The 13,809-nt window shown below is 72.1% G+C and carries 16 protein-coding genes; 11 read left to right on the top strand and 5 right to left on the bottom strand.

Features of this window, described 5'->3' with window-relative positions; genetic code table 11:
- Window positions 1–41: 41 nt before the first annotated feature.
- A complete protein-coding gene (locus tag ACGFYN_RS32975; protein WP_393869583.1) occupies window positions 42–206 on the bottom strand; it encodes a hypothetical protein in 165 nt (54 codons plus the stop codon).
- 236 nt (window positions 207–442) lie between these two features.
- Here ACGFYN_RS32975 and ACGFYN_RS32970 point away from each other — a divergent pair, with 236 nt between their 5' ends.
- From ACGFYN_RS32970 to ACGFYN_RS32955, 4 genes are all read left to right on the top strand, one after another.
- Complete coding sequence (locus ACGFYN_RS32970) at window positions 443–1,657, top strand: NYN domain-containing protein (protein WP_393869582.1); 1,215 nt, start codon at window positions 443–445, stop codon at window positions 1,655–1,657.
- Window positions 1,658–1,780: 123 nt separating this feature from the next.
- Complete coding sequence (locus tag ACGFYN_RS32965) at window positions 1,781–2,755, top strand: ABC transporter ATP-binding protein (RefSeq protein WP_393869672.1); 975 nt, start codon at window positions 1,781–1,783, stop codon at window positions 2,753–2,755.
- Between the two features lie 100 nt (window positions 2,756–2,855).
- A complete protein-coding gene (locus ACGFYN_RS32960; RefSeq protein ID WP_393869581.1) occupies window positions 2,856–3,677 on the top strand; it encodes an ABC transporter permease in 822 nt (273 codons plus the stop codon).
- A 34-nt stretch (window positions 3,678–3,711) separates the two neighbouring features.
- Window positions 3,712–4,401, top strand: a complete 690-nt coding sequence (locus ACGFYN_RS32955) for an AAA family ATPase (protein ID WP_393869580.1) — start codon at window positions 3,712–3,714, stop codon at window positions 4,399–4,401.
- 253 nt (window positions 4,402–4,654) lie between these two features.
- Here ACGFYN_RS32955 and ybaK read toward each other — a convergent pair whose 3' ends face one another.
- The 4 genes from ybaK to ACGFYN_RS32935 all read right to left on the bottom strand — a co-directional run bounded on the left by ybaK (window position 4,655) and on the right by ACGFYN_RS32935 (window position 8,683).
- Window positions 4,655–5,158 (bottom strand): Cys-tRNA(Pro) deacylase, encoded by a 504-nt coding sequence (gene ybaK, locus ACGFYN_RS32950; RefSeq protein WP_393869579.1) that lies wholly within the window; start codon window positions 5,156–5,158, stop codon window positions 4,655–4,657.
- A 12-nt stretch (window positions 5,159–5,170) separates the two neighbouring features.
- Window positions 5,171–5,911 carry an LON peptidase substrate-binding domain-containing protein gene (locus ACGFYN_RS32945; RefSeq protein WP_393869578.1) on the bottom strand — a complete coding sequence of 247 codons (741 nt, stop codon included), beginning with the start codon at window positions 5,909–5,911 and terminating at the stop codon, window positions 5,171–5,173.
- An 11-nt stretch (window positions 5,912–5,922) separates the two neighbouring features.
- Window positions 5,923–6,969, bottom strand: a complete 1,047-nt coding sequence (locus ACGFYN_RS32940) for a hypothetical protein (RefSeq protein WP_393869577.1) — start codon at window positions 6,967–6,969, stop codon at window positions 5,923–5,925.
- Between the two features lie 136 nt (window positions 6,970–7,105).
- On the bottom strand, window positions 7,106–8,683 hold the full coding sequence (locus ACGFYN_RS32935) for an oxidoreductase (protein WP_393869576.1): 1,578 nt from the start codon (window positions 8,681–8,683) through the stop codon (window positions 7,106–7,108).
- A 164-nt stretch (window positions 8,684–8,847) separates the two neighbouring features.
- Here ACGFYN_RS32935 and hisD point away from each other — a divergent pair, with 164 nt between their 5' ends.
- From hisD to ACGFYN_RS32900, 7 genes are read left to right on the top strand one after another with little or no spacing between them, the layout of a single operon-like run.
- The gene (gene hisD / locus ACGFYN_RS32930) at window positions 8,848–10,173 is read left to right on the top strand and encodes a histidinol dehydrogenase (RefSeq protein ID WP_393869575.1); all 1,326 of its coding nucleotides are present in this window, start codon (window positions 8,848–8,850) and stop codon (window positions 10,171–10,173) included.
- Complete coding sequence (locus tag ACGFYN_RS32925) at window positions 10,170–11,285, top strand: histidinol-phosphate transaminase (protein ID WP_393869574.1); 1,116 nt, start codon at window positions 10,170–10,172, stop codon at window positions 11,283–11,285. The genes hisD and ACGFYN_RS32925 overlap by 4 nt, the downstream gene beginning before the upstream one ends.
- A complete protein-coding gene (gene hisB, locus ACGFYN_RS32920) occupies window positions 11,282–11,875 on the top strand; it encodes an imidazoleglycerol-phosphate dehydratase HisB (RefSeq protein WP_007381383.1) in 594 nt (197 codons plus the stop codon). The genes ACGFYN_RS32925 and hisB overlap by 4 nt, the downstream gene beginning before the upstream one ends.
- Window positions 11,872–12,036 (top strand): hypothetical protein, encoded by a 165-nt coding sequence (locus ACGFYN_RS32915; protein WP_393869573.1) that lies wholly within the window; start codon window positions 11,872–11,874, stop codon window positions 12,034–12,036. Before hisB ends, ACGFYN_RS32915 begins: the two co-directional genes overlap by 4 nt.
- On the top strand, window positions 12,027–12,674 hold the full coding sequence (hisH, locus tag ACGFYN_RS32910) for an imidazole glycerol phosphate synthase subunit HisH (protein ID WP_393869572.1): 648 nt from the start codon (window positions 12,027–12,029) through the stop codon (window positions 12,672–12,674). Before ACGFYN_RS32915 ends, hisH begins: the two co-directional genes overlap by 10 nt.
- Window positions 12,671–13,396 (top strand): bifunctional 1-(5-phosphoribosyl)-5-((5-phosphoribosylamino)methylideneamino)imidazole-4-carboxamide isomerase/phosphoribosylanthranilate isomerase PriA, encoded by a 726-nt coding sequence (gene priA / locus ACGFYN_RS32905; protein ID WP_393869571.1) that lies wholly within the window; start codon window positions 12,671–12,673, stop codon window positions 13,394–13,396. Before hisH ends, priA begins: the two co-directional genes overlap by 4 nt.
- The gene (locus tag ACGFYN_RS32900; protein WP_393869570.1) at window positions 13,393–13,785 is read left to right on the top strand and encodes a RidA family protein; all 393 of its coding nucleotides are present in this window, start codon (window positions 13,393–13,395) and stop codon (window positions 13,783–13,785) included. The genes priA and ACGFYN_RS32900 overlap by 4 nt, the downstream gene beginning before the upstream one ends.
- Window positions 13,786–13,809: the final 24 nt, after the last annotated feature.

The raw sequence follows: 13,809 nt of genomic DNA, 5'->3' as shown, positions 1-13,809 counted from the left end.
CCTCGGCTGTGCCTGGGTCTCAACAACCCGTTATGAAGATGTCAGTTGTGGCCGAAGCTCTTCTGCCGGCCCTTGCGCGGCATGTCACTCGGGGTGACCTGCAGGGGACGCTGCTCGGCCGGCGCGTCCATCGAGGGCTGCTGGGCCTGCTGCTGCCCACGCTCGGACTGCGGCTGCTTACGGTTCTGTTTCTTGTTCTTGGCCATGGTGATCTACCTCCTGTGGGGGATCTGGGGGCCAGGACCGGGATCAGATTCACATAGGCTGGCAGGGAGCGCATTTCGGATAATTACCGTCCGTGACAGGCCTTGTCGGAGTGCGAGTGCGCAGCTCGTGACCCGAAACGCCACGCCGAAGATCGAGTTCGGGCCGTTAAGCCCCGCGCAGTCGGGCAGACTCGAAGGAAGCCCGAAGCAAACCTCCCGGAAAGAGGGTGGATCGCGTGGACCGCTGCATCGTCCTTGTCGACGCCGGGTATCTGCTGGGGGCCGCTGCCAGTCTCCTCGCGGGGGAGCCCTCGCGTTCGCGGATCACCGTCGACCACACCGCCCTCATCCAGGCCCTGCGCGAACGCGCCGAGTCCGACACGGAACGGCCGCTGTTGCGCATCTACTGGTTCGACGGCGCCCCCGACCGCGTCCCCCAGCCCGAGCACCGCAGGCTGCGCGTGATGCCCCGGGTCACCGTCCGGCTCGGCGCCCTGACCCGCAGCGACGGACGCTGGGCCCAGAAGGGCGTGGACGCCGCTATGCACGCCGAGCTCACGGAGCTGGCCCGCAACCGCGCCTGCTCCGACATCGTGCTCGTCACCGGTGACGGCGACCTGCTGCCGGGCATGATGGCCGCCAAGGAGCACGGAGTCGCCGTACACCTGTGGGCCGTGCAGGCCGCCGACGGCGACTACAACCAGTCCGAGGACCTGGTCGCCGAGGCGGACGAGCGGCGCGTGCTGGACCGCACCTGGATCACCAAGGCCGTACGGGCCAAGGAGCTCGGCGGGGTCTGTGCGCCGCCGCCCGTGCCACGGCCCGAGATCGCCGCGATCCTCTCCGCCCCGCTGCCGGACAGCCTGCTCGCCCAGGCGCCCGAGCGGACCGCCGAGGAGACCGAGCACACCTCGGCCGCTGCCGCCACCGGGAACGGCACGCAGGAGCGGGTGCCCACCGCCAAGGGCGTGCCCACCCCCAAGGACCTGGCCGCGCTGCGCGCCCCCGGGGTGCAGCCCGCCCCGCACCCGCCGACCGCGACCCTGCGCTGGTCCTCCGACAAGGGCTGGGTGGACCGGCCGCCCGCGGAGCCGGCCGACGCCGCCTCGATGCCGACGCTCGCGCAGCTGACCTCGGCGGAGCAGCGGTGGGCCGACCGCGAGGAGGACATCACCACGGTCGGCGGCGATCCCTACGAGGTGGGGCAGGTGTTCGCGCGGCGGTGGATGGAGCGGCTGGGCGACCAGAGCCATCTGCAGAAGCTGTCCGCGATGTACCCCCGGGTCCCGCACCGCGTCGACGGGGAACTGCTGCGCTACGCCGCCCGCTTCGGGCTGCTCGCCCACAAGGACGACCAGATCGACGAGCACGACCGGTACGCGATCCGGGCCGGGTTCTGGCGGGAGATCGACGTGCGTACGGCCGCGGAGCACGCGCCCGCGGGCGAGTAGGTCTTTTACCGGCGGATTTGCCGTTATGGACCAACCCGAGGGCGGACGGGCGTTCCGGACCCCGTACCCTCGTCGTTTGTGGGTACGCGCGCGGCACAGGCACTTCGGCACCGTGGTGATGTCGTGTGCGCGGTGCGCGGACTGACCAAGACCTATCCGGCGGTACGAGGGCGGCGGGGCACCCCGGCCACTCCCGCGGTACGGGCCACCGACGATGTGCACCTCGACATCCGCCGCGGCGAGATCTTCGGCCTCCTCGGGCCGAACGGCGCGGGCAAGTCCACTCTCGTACGGCAGCTGACCGGGCTGATGCGGCCCGACGCCGGGCGCGTCGAGATCCTCGGGCACGACATCGTGCGGCACCCGGAGCGGGCCGCGCGGATCCTCGCCTACCTGGGCCAGGAGTCGAGCGCGCTGGACGAGCTGACCGTGTCCCTGGCCGCCGAGACGACCGGGCGGCTGCGCGGGCTCGAGGCACGGCAGGCACGGGCCGAGCGGGACGCCGTACTGGAGGAACTGGGGCTCACGGCGATCGCCGGGCGCCCGCTGAAGAAGCTGTCCGGCGGGCAGCGGCGGCTCGCGTGCCTCGCCGCCGCGCTGGTCGGGGAGCGCCCGCTGCTGGTGCTCGACGAGCCGACCACCGGGATGGATCCGGTGGCCCGGCGGGCCGTGTGGGGGGCCGTGGACCGGCGGCGGGCCGAGCGCGGGACGACGGTGCTGCTGGTCACCCACAACGTCATCGAGGCCGAGACGGTCCTCGACCGGGTCGCCGTGCTCGACCGGGGGCGGGTGATCGCCTGCGACACTCCCGCCGGGCTCAAGGAGCAGGTCGCCGGGGAGGTGCGGGTCGAGCTGGTGTGGCGCGAGACGGCGCCGCTGCACGTGCCCGAGGTCGCGGCACTGCGCGAGCGGGCCGTCGAGTCCGGGCGCCGCTGGACGCTGCGGCTCGTCCCGGAGGAGGCCCGGGCGGTCGTCGCCACCGTGACGGGCGGCAGCGCCTTCGCGGCGCTCGACGACTTCACACTGGCCACGCCCAGTCTCGAGGACGTGTACCTGGCGCTGGGCGGCGCCGCGCAGCAGGGGTTGGTGAAGGCATGAGTCACATCATGAGCGCGCGGGACGTCATGTTCGTATGGTCTCTACGCGGACTGCGCAGAAGCGCCTCAGTGAGCCCGAGCCGGAAGGGGGGCAGCGCGACGTGAGTGTCGTACCCGCCGATGTCCTGCCGGGCGGTGCCCTGGCCGTGGACGAGGCCGACCGCGGCGCGGCCGAGCTAGGGCCGCGGGCGCGGATGTGGCCGGCCCTCGCCGCCGTGTACCGGGCGCAGCTGTCCCGCGCGCGGGTGGCCCGCATCCCGCTGCTGTTCGTGGCCACCTTCCAGTCGATCGGGATCATGATCCTGATGCGCGGGGTCGTGGACGGCGGGGGCGAGGCCGAGTCGGTGGTGGCCGGCTCCGCGGTGCTCGTGGTGGCGTTCGTCGCGCTGAACCTGCTCGCCCAGTACTTCGGGCAGCTGCGGGCCAGCGGCGGGCTCGACCACTACGCGACGCTGCCGGTGCCGCCCGCGGCCGTGGTGCTGGGGGCGGCGGGCGCGTACGCCTCGTTCACGGTGCCCGGGACCGTGATCACGGCGGTGTTCGGGTGCGTGCTGTTCGGGCTGCCGATGGCGCACCTGTGGGTGCTCGTCGCGGTGATCCCGCTGGCCGGGGCGGCGCTGTCCGGACTGGGGGCGGCGCTGGGGCTGCTGGCGCCGCGGCCCGAGCTGGCCACGCTGCTCGGGCAGTTGGGCATGTCCGCCGCGCTGCTGCTCGGGGTGCTGCCGGCCGACCGGATGCCCGAGGCGGTGCGGTTCGCGCGGGACCTGCTGCCGTCGACGTACGGCGTCGAGGCCTTCGCGCGGACCTTCGGGGAGCATCCGGACTGGGCCTTCGTCCTCGGTGACCTCGCCGTCTGCGGGGCGGTCGGAGTCGTCTCGCTCGCCGTCGCCACCTGGGCCTACCGCCGGGCGGCCGTCCGGTGACGCGCCGCACAGACGGGCCTGGCACGATGGCAGTGTGACCGCACCGTTGACTCCGCCTCCTCCGCCGCATGAACAGTCCTCACAGAACTCGTGGCAGCCGCCGGCTGCCGGGCATGTGGCGCCCGCGCCCCATGACGCCGTCTGGCACGGCACGTACGGACAGGACGGGCCCGGAATGAAGACCGAAGTGCGCGAGGCCGCCGTGGTCACGGTGGTCGTGGCGGTCGCCGGGGCGTTGCTGGGTGTCCTGTGGTGGTGGCTGGCGCCGCATGTGCCGCTGGTCGCGGACGTGGTCGACAAGCGCTGGATCGTCTATCTCTCGGACAGCGAAGGGGAGCAGGCGATCGGGGTGGACGGAACGTTCACGCTGCTCGCGGTGGGCTTCGGCGTGGTGAGCGCGCTGGCCGTCTTCCTGTGGCGGCGGCGCGGGGGCGTGCCGCTGGTGGTGGCGCTCGGCGTCGGCGGGCTGCTCGGATCGCTGCTGGCCTGGAAGGTCGGCGTGTGGCTCGGGCCCACGCAGGACGTGATCGCCCATGCGAAGGCCGTGGGCAAGGGCGTCGTGTTCTCCGCGCCGCTGAAGATGGGCGCGAAGGGCGCCCTGCTGGCGTGGCCGCTGGCCGCGCTGGTGGTGCATCTGGGGCTGATGGCACTGTTCGGGCCGCGTGATCCGGAGTCGTACCCGGAGCCGGGCGCGAAGGATCCTTACGGGGCGCCGCTGCGTTGACCCGCGGCGCGGCCGCGGTCGGCTGCCGTGCGCGAGGGGCTCTGCCCTCTGGCCCTGTTCGGCCCTGGACGGACCTCGTTCCCGAACGCCGGACGGGCTGAGAGCCGGCTGACCGGCGTTCGAGGGGTGTCGAGGCGTTACGCCGGGCGGTGGCCGTGGTTCGAGCGGCCCTTCTTGGTGCGCCACTTGCGTTTTCTGGTTTTCTTCGACATGCCTCTCGTAATTAACCGAGACAGGACCCGCCGTCGAGGGGTCACGCACGGCCGATGGGGGCCACGACCGCTTCGGTGAGCCCGGTGAGGTCCTCGGGGGAGAGCTCCACCTCCAGGCCGCGGCGGCCCGCCGAGACGCAGATGGTGGCGTGGGCGGAGGCCGAGGCGTCCAGGACCGTCGGGAGCTTCTTGCGCTGGCCCAGGGGGGAGATGCCGCCGCGGACGTAGCCCGTGGTGCGTTCGGCCAGGGACGGGTCCGCCATGGTGGCGCGTTTGCCGCCCACCGCCGAGGCCAGGGCCTTGAGGTCGAGCTGGCCCGCCACCGGGACCACGGCGACCGTCAGGGTGCCGTCCACGTCCGCCACCAGGGTCTTGAAGACACGGTCCGGTGAGACGCCCATCGCCTTCGCCGCCTCCTCGCCGTAGGAGGGGTGGGAGGGGTCGTGGTCGTAGGAGTGGACCGTGTACGCGGTGCCGGCCGCTGTCAGGGCCACCGTCGCGGGGGTGCCGCCCGGCTGCTGCTGCTTCTTCTGCTTCTTCGCCATGCCGCGGTTCCTCTAGTTGAGGCTCGTCCGGCCGCGCGTCAGCTCCGACGCCGGCAGTGACGGCAGGCTACGGATGATCGCGGTCTCGGTGCGAAGGAGTTTCAGCTCGTCGCGCAGCCGGGACGAGGTGTCCGGGGCCTGGAGCAGGCGCTGCTTGGTCGGGGTGTCGAGCATCATCGCCGCGGCGACCAGGTAGGAGACCACGGACGGTTCGTCCGGCAGTTCGGCGCCGGTCGACAAGGAGCGCTCGCGCGCGCCCGCCAGGCGCTTCTGGTACTGGCGGAAGGCGCGCAGTACGCCCTCGGCCAGCGCGCCCGCCTCGTCGCCCGGGTCCTCGGTGAGTTCCTCCAGCTCCGCCGTCAGGAACGGGCCCGAGCTGTCCACGGACAGCAGGCGCACCCGGGTGGTGCCGGTGGCCAGGACCTCGAAGGTGCCGTCCGCGCGTTCGCGGATGGTCGCCGCGTCGGCCACGCAGCCCGTCGCGTGGAACGACTTCTCCGGGTCGGGCCCGAAGCCGGCCGCGGGTCCGCGGTCGGGCAGCGCCGTGGGGTCGGGCATGCCTGGTGCGCTCGGTGCCACCTCGTGGCCGTCGCGGATCGCCACGACGGCGAACCGCCGCGGCTCGTCCTCGGGAGCCTTGAGCAGCTCGCGCATCATGGCGCGATAGCGCTCCTCGAAGATGTTCAACGGCAGCACCAGCCCCGGGAACAACACCGAGTTCAGGGGGAAGAGCGGGAGACGGACGGTGGTCACGGCGCAAAAGCCTAGTGGTCGCCGGAGCGGGCGCGTCCGGCGCGTTCACTTCGTGGATGTCCGGAGGGGGGCAGAGGGCCCGCCGCACGGGCGCGGATCTCGCCACGCACACGGAGGAAGAGCGCCAGCGGGTCGTCCGACGAGCGGTCCCAGGGGAAGGACGTCGCGTAAGGGCCGATCCGGTGAGCCTCGGTGAGGGCCTCCTGCCAGCGCTCCAGCCGGAAGAGGACGTACATCAGCTTGTTGCGGATCGGGGACGGCCAGGGGTCGGCCGCCGGGAAGCGGGCCGAGAGCGCGATCGCCCGGTCGGCCGCCGCGTGCAGCCGGTCGCGCGGCACGGTCCCGGAGGTGCCGTCGCCGTCGGTGAGACAGGCCAGGGCCGCCCGCGAGGGCAGTGCCTGGATCAGGGAGTCGGGCAGGGCGTCCTGCGCGGCCAGGTCGGCGAAGTCGAAGCACTCGCGGTGCGAGCCCTGCCAGGACGCGGCCAGGTAGCGCAGAGCCGCGACATGGCAGCCGTAGTGGTGCGGGGCGCGGCGCAGCGCCGCCTCCCAGAGCTCGCCGAAGTACTTGTGGCCGGCCCGGGTGCCGCGCGCGTGGTCCAGCGCGATCCGCCACGGCACCGGGTCGCGGTCGTCGCCGCGCGCGGCCGCCGTGATCAGAGGGCTCACCTCGCGCAGCAGCTCCGCGCGGGCGGGGGAGTCCCAGGCGCGGTCCACCTCGAGCTGCGCCCGGACGAGGATCAGGTCCGGGTCGTGCGGGTCGTCGGCCGTCCACCGTTGGAGCCATTCGGGGCGCGAGCGGGCGAAGGCCGCCAGGCGTCTCGCGTTCCGGTCGCGCATCTCCCAGTCGGCGGACGCGCGGGTGCCGGCCAGCAGGGCGGCCGCGGGCGCGTGCTCGCCGCGCGCGGCCGCGACCAGCGCCTGGCCGAGGCCGTCGTCGGGCGCGTCGAGCAGCACCTCGTCGTCGGCGGGCAGCGAGGCGCCGTCGAGGGGCTGCAGGGCCCGGGAGGCGCGGGCCGTGCGATTGAAGGGATGCAGCAGAGCCATGGTGACGACCATTGAAAGACCGCAGGTCACGCATGCGCCAGCGGCTATGCGTAATCCGCGGAAAGTTGTACGCGAACCGGTCAAGACAGAGTAAAGGTAAATTGTTCAACTACTGTCCCGCATCTGTGGCCACAGTGAACAGGCCGGATCAATTCCGGCGCAACAGACGCGTGGCCCCCGCAGCCACCGTCGTCGCCAGGATCCAGCCCAGCAGCACCAGGGCCGCGGCCAGCCACTGCCAGCCGCCGCGCAGCTGCCACTGGCCGGCCTGGCCCAGATCGATGAACGGGAGCAGCAGGTCCAGGGCGAACAGCGCCGGGTTCCACAGCGGATGCTGCCCGGGCTGCACCGGCGGATGGCTGGCGTGCGCGAAGGCCAGCGAGCCCGCCGCCCACAGCACCGCCATCCACACCGCGGCCCGCCCCGGCCGGTAGCCGTAGGCCACCGTCCAGTCCTGTGCGTAGCCCCAGAGCTTGGCGGCCGGCGGCAGGCTCTCGCGGCGCCGGCGCTGCTTGGCCAGCAGCACCTCGCGGGCGTCCTCGTCCTCGCCGCCGTTGCGCAGCACGGAGGCCAGGCGCTCGTACGGCTCCGGGTTGTACTCGGCGGTCGCCGCGGCCACCCAGTCCAGCCGCTCGGTCAGCGGGAAGGGGCCCTGCGGCACCAGGTTCTCGTAGGTGAAACCGCCCATGTGCAGGTTGCCCGGGCCCGGCCAGGCGCTCGCCCGGTCGACCAGGTTGCCGACCCGCGCGCCCGACAGGGTGACCTTGCCGCGCTGCGGCCGCTCGCCGAGGAAGCGCAGCTCGGGCGTCTGGACCCGGCGCATCGACAGCTCCTGGTCGTCGGTGAAGGCGAACCGGGCCCGCTCGAAGTCGACCGAGTCCCCGAACCGCCCGTCGTCCAGGCGTATCCCGCCCCGGCACTCGAACCGCTGGATCCGCGTCCCGCGCGCGGGGGTCGCGCCGCTCGACAGGGAGGTACCGACGCCCGCCGGGGTGAGGTACAGCGTGCGGCCCACGGTCAGCTGGGGCGCGTTCAGCGCGAGCCGGGTGTACGGGTTGGCCAGCCGGGCGCCGCGCAGGCTCAGCGAGACGCCGATCTTGGCGCTGCGCAGGCTGAGTTCGCCGTGCGACTCCAGCAGCTCGGCCTGGAGGTCCTGGCCCACCGTCATGCCGTCGCCGGCGATGGAGCGGTCGCTGCGGTCGCGGTGCACGATCGCCTGGTTGAGCAGCAGGTCCGTGCCGATGTGCGCGTCGGTCAGCCGGATGCCGCCCAGGAAGCGGCAGCGCGGGAGGTGCAGATCGCCCTCGGTGTGGACGCGGGCCGCCTCCAGGCGGGGCACCGAGCAGTTCACCAGGCGCACGGTCGTGAAGCGGGCCTCCGGCAGCAGCACGTCCCGCTCGAAGCGGCAGGCGCGCATCTCGACGTACGGCACCACCGTGCCGCCGGCCAGGTCCAGGCTGCCGTTGATCTGCACCCCGCGCAGTTTCAGGGAGGACACCCGGCCGGCCAGCGCGGGCGGGCCGTCGAGCAGCAGCCAGCACACGATGCGCGCCCGCACGGCCCGCTCGGGTCCCCAGGGGTGTCCGCCGTGCGGATCGTCGGCCGCGGTGTCCCCGCTGCTCAGGTCGTACACGCTGCCGTTGCGGAAGGCCTGCCACATGCCGGCCTCCGCCGCGGTCAGGTCCTCCGGCAGGTCTCCGGCACGCAGGCCGGCACCCTCAGTCACCGCTCCCCGCTCCTCCAGTCGTGTGTTCGCACAACCGTTCATGCCCGCTGAGTAACATCCGAAGCACAGGACGTGAAGGTGATCTTCCGGGTTCCACGCGCGTTCTGTATCAGCCATTGATACGCGCGAACGGCGCCTGACCCGGGTCTGAGAGAATTGGGTACGTGATCTCCCGAATCGATCTGCGCGGCGACGCCCTTCCCGAGGGACCCGCCCTGCGAGACCTGCTGCCCCGAGCCGACTTCGACGTCTCGGCCGCCCTGGAGAAGGTGCGTCCGATCTGCGAGGCCGTGCATCATCGGGGCGACGCGGCGCTGATCGACTTCGCCGAGAAGTTCGACGGCGTCCGGCTCGACCGGGTGCGGGTGCCCGCCGAGGCGCTGACGAAGGCCCTCGACGAGCTCGATCCGGCCGTGCGCGCGGCCCTGGAGGAGTCCATCCGGCGCGCCCGGCTCGTCCACCGCGAGCAGCGCCGTACGACCCGTACGACCAAGGTCGTGCCCGGCGGCTCCGTCACCGAGAAGTGGGTGCCGGTCGAGCGGGTCGGGCTGTACGCGCCCGGCGGCCGGTCGGTCTACCCGTCCTCCGTGATCATGAACGTCGTGCCCGCCCAGGAGGCAGGCGTCCCCTCGATCGCCCTGGCCTCGCCCGCGCAGGCCGAGTTCGGCGGCCTGCCGCACCCGACGATCCTCGCCGCCTGCGCGCTGCTCGGCGTCGACGAGGTGTACGCCGCCGGTGGCGCGACCGCGGTCGCGATGTTCGCGCACGGCACGGAGTCCTGCCCGCCCGCCAACATGGTCACCGGCCCCGGCAACATCTGGGTCGCCGCCGCCAAGCGCTACTTCACCGGCAAGATCGGCATCGACGCCGAGGCCGGCCCGACCGAGATCGCGATCCTCGCGGACGACACGGCCGACCCGGTGCACGTCGCCTCCGACCTGATCAGCCAGGCCGAGCACGACCCGCTCGCCGCCGCCGTCCTGGTCACCGACTCCGTCGCGCTCGCGGACGCTGTCGAGAAGGAGCTGGAGCCCCAGGTCGCGGCCACCAAGCACATCGAGGACCGGATCCGTCCGGCGCTCGCGGGCCGGCAGTCCGCGATCGTCCTGGTCGACGGCGTCGACGAGGGCCTGCGGGTCGTCGATGCCTACGGCGCCGAGCACCTGGAGATCCAGACCGCCGACGCCACCGCGGTCGCCGACCGCGTGCAGAACGCGGGCGCGATCTTCATCGGCCCCTGGGCGCCGGTCTCCCTCGGCGACTACGCGGCCGGCTCCAACCACGTGCTCCCGACCGGTGGTTGCGCCTGCCACACCTCGGGCCTGTCCGTGCAGTCCTTCCTGCGCGGCATCCACATCGTCGACTACACGAAGGACGCGCTGGCCGAGGTCGCGCACCACGTGGTCACGCTGGCGGAGGCGGAGGACCTGCCGGCGCACGGCGCGGCGATCAAGGCGCGGTTCGGATGGAAGGTTCCCGAGAGCAAGTGACCGGCATCGACGATCTCCCCGTACGGGACGAGCTGCGCGGCAAGTCCCCCTACGGCGCGCCCCAGTTGGACGTGCCCGTACGGCTGAACACGAACGAGAACCCCTACCCGCTGCCCGAGCCGCTGGTCGAGCGGATCGCCGAGCGCGTGCGCGAGGCCGCCCGCGACCTCAACCGCTACCCGGACCGGGACGCGGTGGAGCTGCGCACGCAGCTCGCCAAGTACCTCACGGACACCTCCGGTCACGAGGTCGGCCTCGCCAACGTCTGGGCGGCGAACGGCTCCAACGAGGTCATCCAGCAGCTGCTGCAGACCTTCGGCGGACCGGGCCGTACCGCGATCGGCTTCGAGCCGTCGTACTCGATGCACGCGCTCATCGCGCGCGGCACCGGCACCGGCTGGATCTCCGGCCCGCGGGGCGAGGACTTCACGATCGACCTTCCGGCGGCCGAGAAGTGGATCGCCGAGCACAGGCCGGACGTCGTCTTCGTCACCACCCCCAACAACCCCACGGGCAACGCGGTCCCGCGCGAGACGGTCCTCGCGCTGTACGAATCCGCGCAGGCGGCCAAGCCGTCGATGGTGGTCGTGGACGAGGCGTACATCGAGTTCAGCCACGGCGACTCGCTGCTGCCGCTGATCGAGGGCCGGCCGAACCTCGTCGTCTCGCGGACCATGTCCAAGGCGTTCGGCGCCGCGGGCCTGCGCCTCGGCTACCTCGCCGCGCACCCGGCCGTCGTCGACGCCGTCCAGCTGGTACGGCTGCCGTACCACCTCTCGGCGGTCACCCAGGCGACCGCGCTGGCCGCCCTGGAGCACACCGACACGCTGCTGAAGTACGTCGAGCAGCTGAAGTCGGAACGGGACCGGCTGGTGAGCGAGCTGCGCGCGGCCGGTTACGACGTGGTCGAGTCCGACGCGAACTTCGTGCAGTTCGGCAGGTTCGACGGCGAGGGCGGCTCGCACGCGATCTGGCGGAAGATCCTCGACCGGGGCGTCCTGGTCCGGGACAACGGCATCCCGGGGTGGCTGCGGGTGTCCGCGGGAACCCCCGAAGAGAACGACGCGTTCCTCGACGCGGTCCGTGAATTGAAGAAGGAGCAGAGCGCATGAGCCGCGTTGGAAGAGTCGAGCGGGTGACCAAGGAGACGTCGGTGCTCGTCGAGATCGATCTCGACGGCAGCGGCAAGGTCGAGGTGTCGACGGGGGTCGGCTTCTACGACCACATGCTCGACCAGCTCGGCCGGCACGGACTGTTCGACCTCACCGTGAAGACCGAGGGCGACCTGCACATCGACTCCCACCACACCATCGAGGACACCGCCCTCGCGCTGGGCGCCGCCTTCAAGCAGGCGCTCGGCGACAAGGTGGGGATCTACCGCTTCGGCAACTGCACGGTCCCGCTGGACGAGTCCCTCGCCCAGGTCACCGTCGACCTCTCCGGCCGCCCCTACCTCGTGCACACCGAGCCCGAGAACATGGCGCCGATGATCGGCGAGTACGACACCACGATGACCCGGCACATCCTGGAGTCCTTCGTCGCCCAGGCCCAGATCGCGCTGCACGTGCACGTGCCGTACGGGCGCAACGCGCACCACATCGTGGAGTGCCAGTTCAAGGCGCTGGCGCGAGCCCTGCGTTACGCCTCCGAGCGCGACCCGCGCGCGGCCGGCATCCTCCCGTCCACGAAGGGCGCGCTGTGAACGGCCTGTCGACCCTCCTGATCGTCGTCGGCCTCTTCCTGGTCGGCGGCATCATCTCCTTCGCCAAGCAGCAGATGCCGAAGCAGCTGATCGTGCTGTTGTCGATCGGTGCGGCGATGTGCCTGGTCGCCGGTGTGGTGCGGCTGGAGGTGTGGAATTGAGCGTCCGCAAGAAGGTCGTCGTCTTCGACTACGGCTTCGGCAACATCCGCTCGGCGGAGCGCGCCCTCGCGCGCGCGGGCGCGGACGTCGAAGTAACGCGTGACTACGACACGGCCATGAACGCCGACGGCCTGCTGGTACCGGGCGTCGGCGCCTTCGCCGCCTGCATGCGGGGCCTGAAGGAGGCGCGCGGCGACTGGGTCGTGGACCGCCGGCTGTCCGGCGGCCGCCCGGTCATGGGCATCTGCGTGGGCATGCAGATCCTCTTCGCGCGCGGCATCGAGCACGGCGTGGAGACCGAGGGCCTCGACGAGTGGCCCGGCGCGGTCGAGCCGCTCCAGGCCGAGGTCGTGCCCCACATGGGCTGGAACACCGTCGAGGCGCCGGCCGACACCGAGCTGTTCGCCGGCCTGGACGCGGACGCGCGCTTCTACTTCGTGCACTCCTACGCCGTCCACGACTGGTCCCTAAAGACGCGCAACTCGACGATGCGCGCCCCCAAGGTGAGCTGGTCGACGCACGGCAAGCCCTTCGTGGCGGCCGTCGAGAACGGCGCGCTGTGGGCCACCCAGTTCCACCCCGAGAAGTCCGGCGACGCCGGAGCACAGCTCCTCACCAACTGGATCGGAACACTGTGAGCAAGCTCGAACTCCTCCCCGCCGTCGACGTCCGCGACGGCCAGGCCGTCCGCCTCGTGCACGGCGAGTCCGGCACGGAGACCTCGTACGGCTCCCCGCTGGAGGCCGCGCTCGCCTGGCAGCGGTCGGGCGCCGAGTGGCTGCACCTGGTCGACCTGGACGCCGCGTTCGGCACGGGCGACAACCGCGAGCTGATCGCCGAGGTCGCCCGGGCGATGGACATCAAGGTGGAGCTCTCCGGGGGCATCCGCGACGACGCCTCGCTGGCGGCCGCCCTCGCCACCGGGTGTACCCGGGTGAACCTGGGCACGGCCGCCCTGGAGTCCCCGGAGTGGGTCGCCAAGATCATCGCCGAGCACGGCGACAAGATCGCGGTGGGCCTGGACGTGCGCGGCACGACGCTGCGCGGCCGCGGCTGGACCCGCGACGGCGGCGACCTCTACGAGACGCTGGAGCGCCTCGACAAGGAGGGCTGCGCGCGGTACGTCGTCACCGACATCGCCAAGGACGGCACCCTGCAGGGCCCCAACCTGGAGCTGCTGCGCAACGTGTGCGCGGTGACCGACCGCCCGGTGGTGGCCTCAGGCGGCGTGTCGTCCCTGGACGACCTGCGGGCCATCGCCGAGCTGGTACCCCTCGGTGTCGAGGGCTCCATCGTCGGGAAGGCCCTGTACGCGAAGGCGTTCACCCTGGAAGAAGCCTTGGAGGCTGTGTCGTCATGACGTCCGAAGCCGTACGGCGGGTGCAGAGCGGAAGTCCCTGGGAAGAGTCCTTCGGTTTCGCGCGCGCCGTGGCGGTGGGCGACCGCGTGCTGGTGGCGGGCACGACGTCCTTCAAGGGCACCGTGCTGTACGGAGAGGGCGATCCGTACGAGCAGGCCAAGGTGGCTTTCACCGGCGCGCTCGAGGCGATCGGCGAGTTCGGGCTCGGTGTCGAGTCCGTGATCCGTACCAGGATGTTCCTGACCCACAGCAGGGACGTCGACGAGGCGGGACGGGCCCACAAGGAGTTCTTCGACTCCGTGCGGCCGGTCTCGACCCTGCTGGTCGTGGAGGGCTTCGTCGACCCGCGCATCCTGGTCGAAGTGGAACTGGAAGCCTTCCGAGGCTAGAGCTACTGGTTGTTATAAGGAGCC

Origin of the sequence: Streptomyces sp. NPDC048419, from assembly GCF_043200415.1 — a bacterium.
GTDB lineage: Bacteria > Actinomycetota > Actinomycetes > Streptomycetales > Streptomycetaceae > Streptomyces.
Note: the sequence above shows the minus strand (reverse complement) of the source record. Positions and strands in the feature narration are given on the sequence as shown.

Coding starts and splice junctions, on each gene's coding strand:
- ACGFYN_RS32975 (WP_393869583.1), bottom strand. CDS start 206: ATGGCCAAGAACAAGAAACAGAACCGTAAGCAGCCGCAGTCCGAGCGT.
- ybaK (WP_393869579.1), bottom strand. CDS start 5,158: ATGGCGAAGAAGCAGAAGAAGCAGCAGCAGCCGGGCGGCACCCCCGCG.
- ACGFYN_RS32940 (WP_393869577.1), bottom strand. CDS start 6,969: ATGGTCGTCACCATGGCTCTGCTGCATCCCTTCAATCGCACGGCCCGC.
- hisB (WP_007381383.1), top strand. CDS start 11,282: ATGAGCCGCGTTGGAAGAGTCGAGCGGGTGACCAAGGAGACGTCGGTG.
- ACGFYN_RS32900 (WP_393869570.1), top strand. CDS start 13,393: ATGACGTCCGAAGCCGTACGGCGGGTGCAGAGCGGAAGTCCCTGGGAA.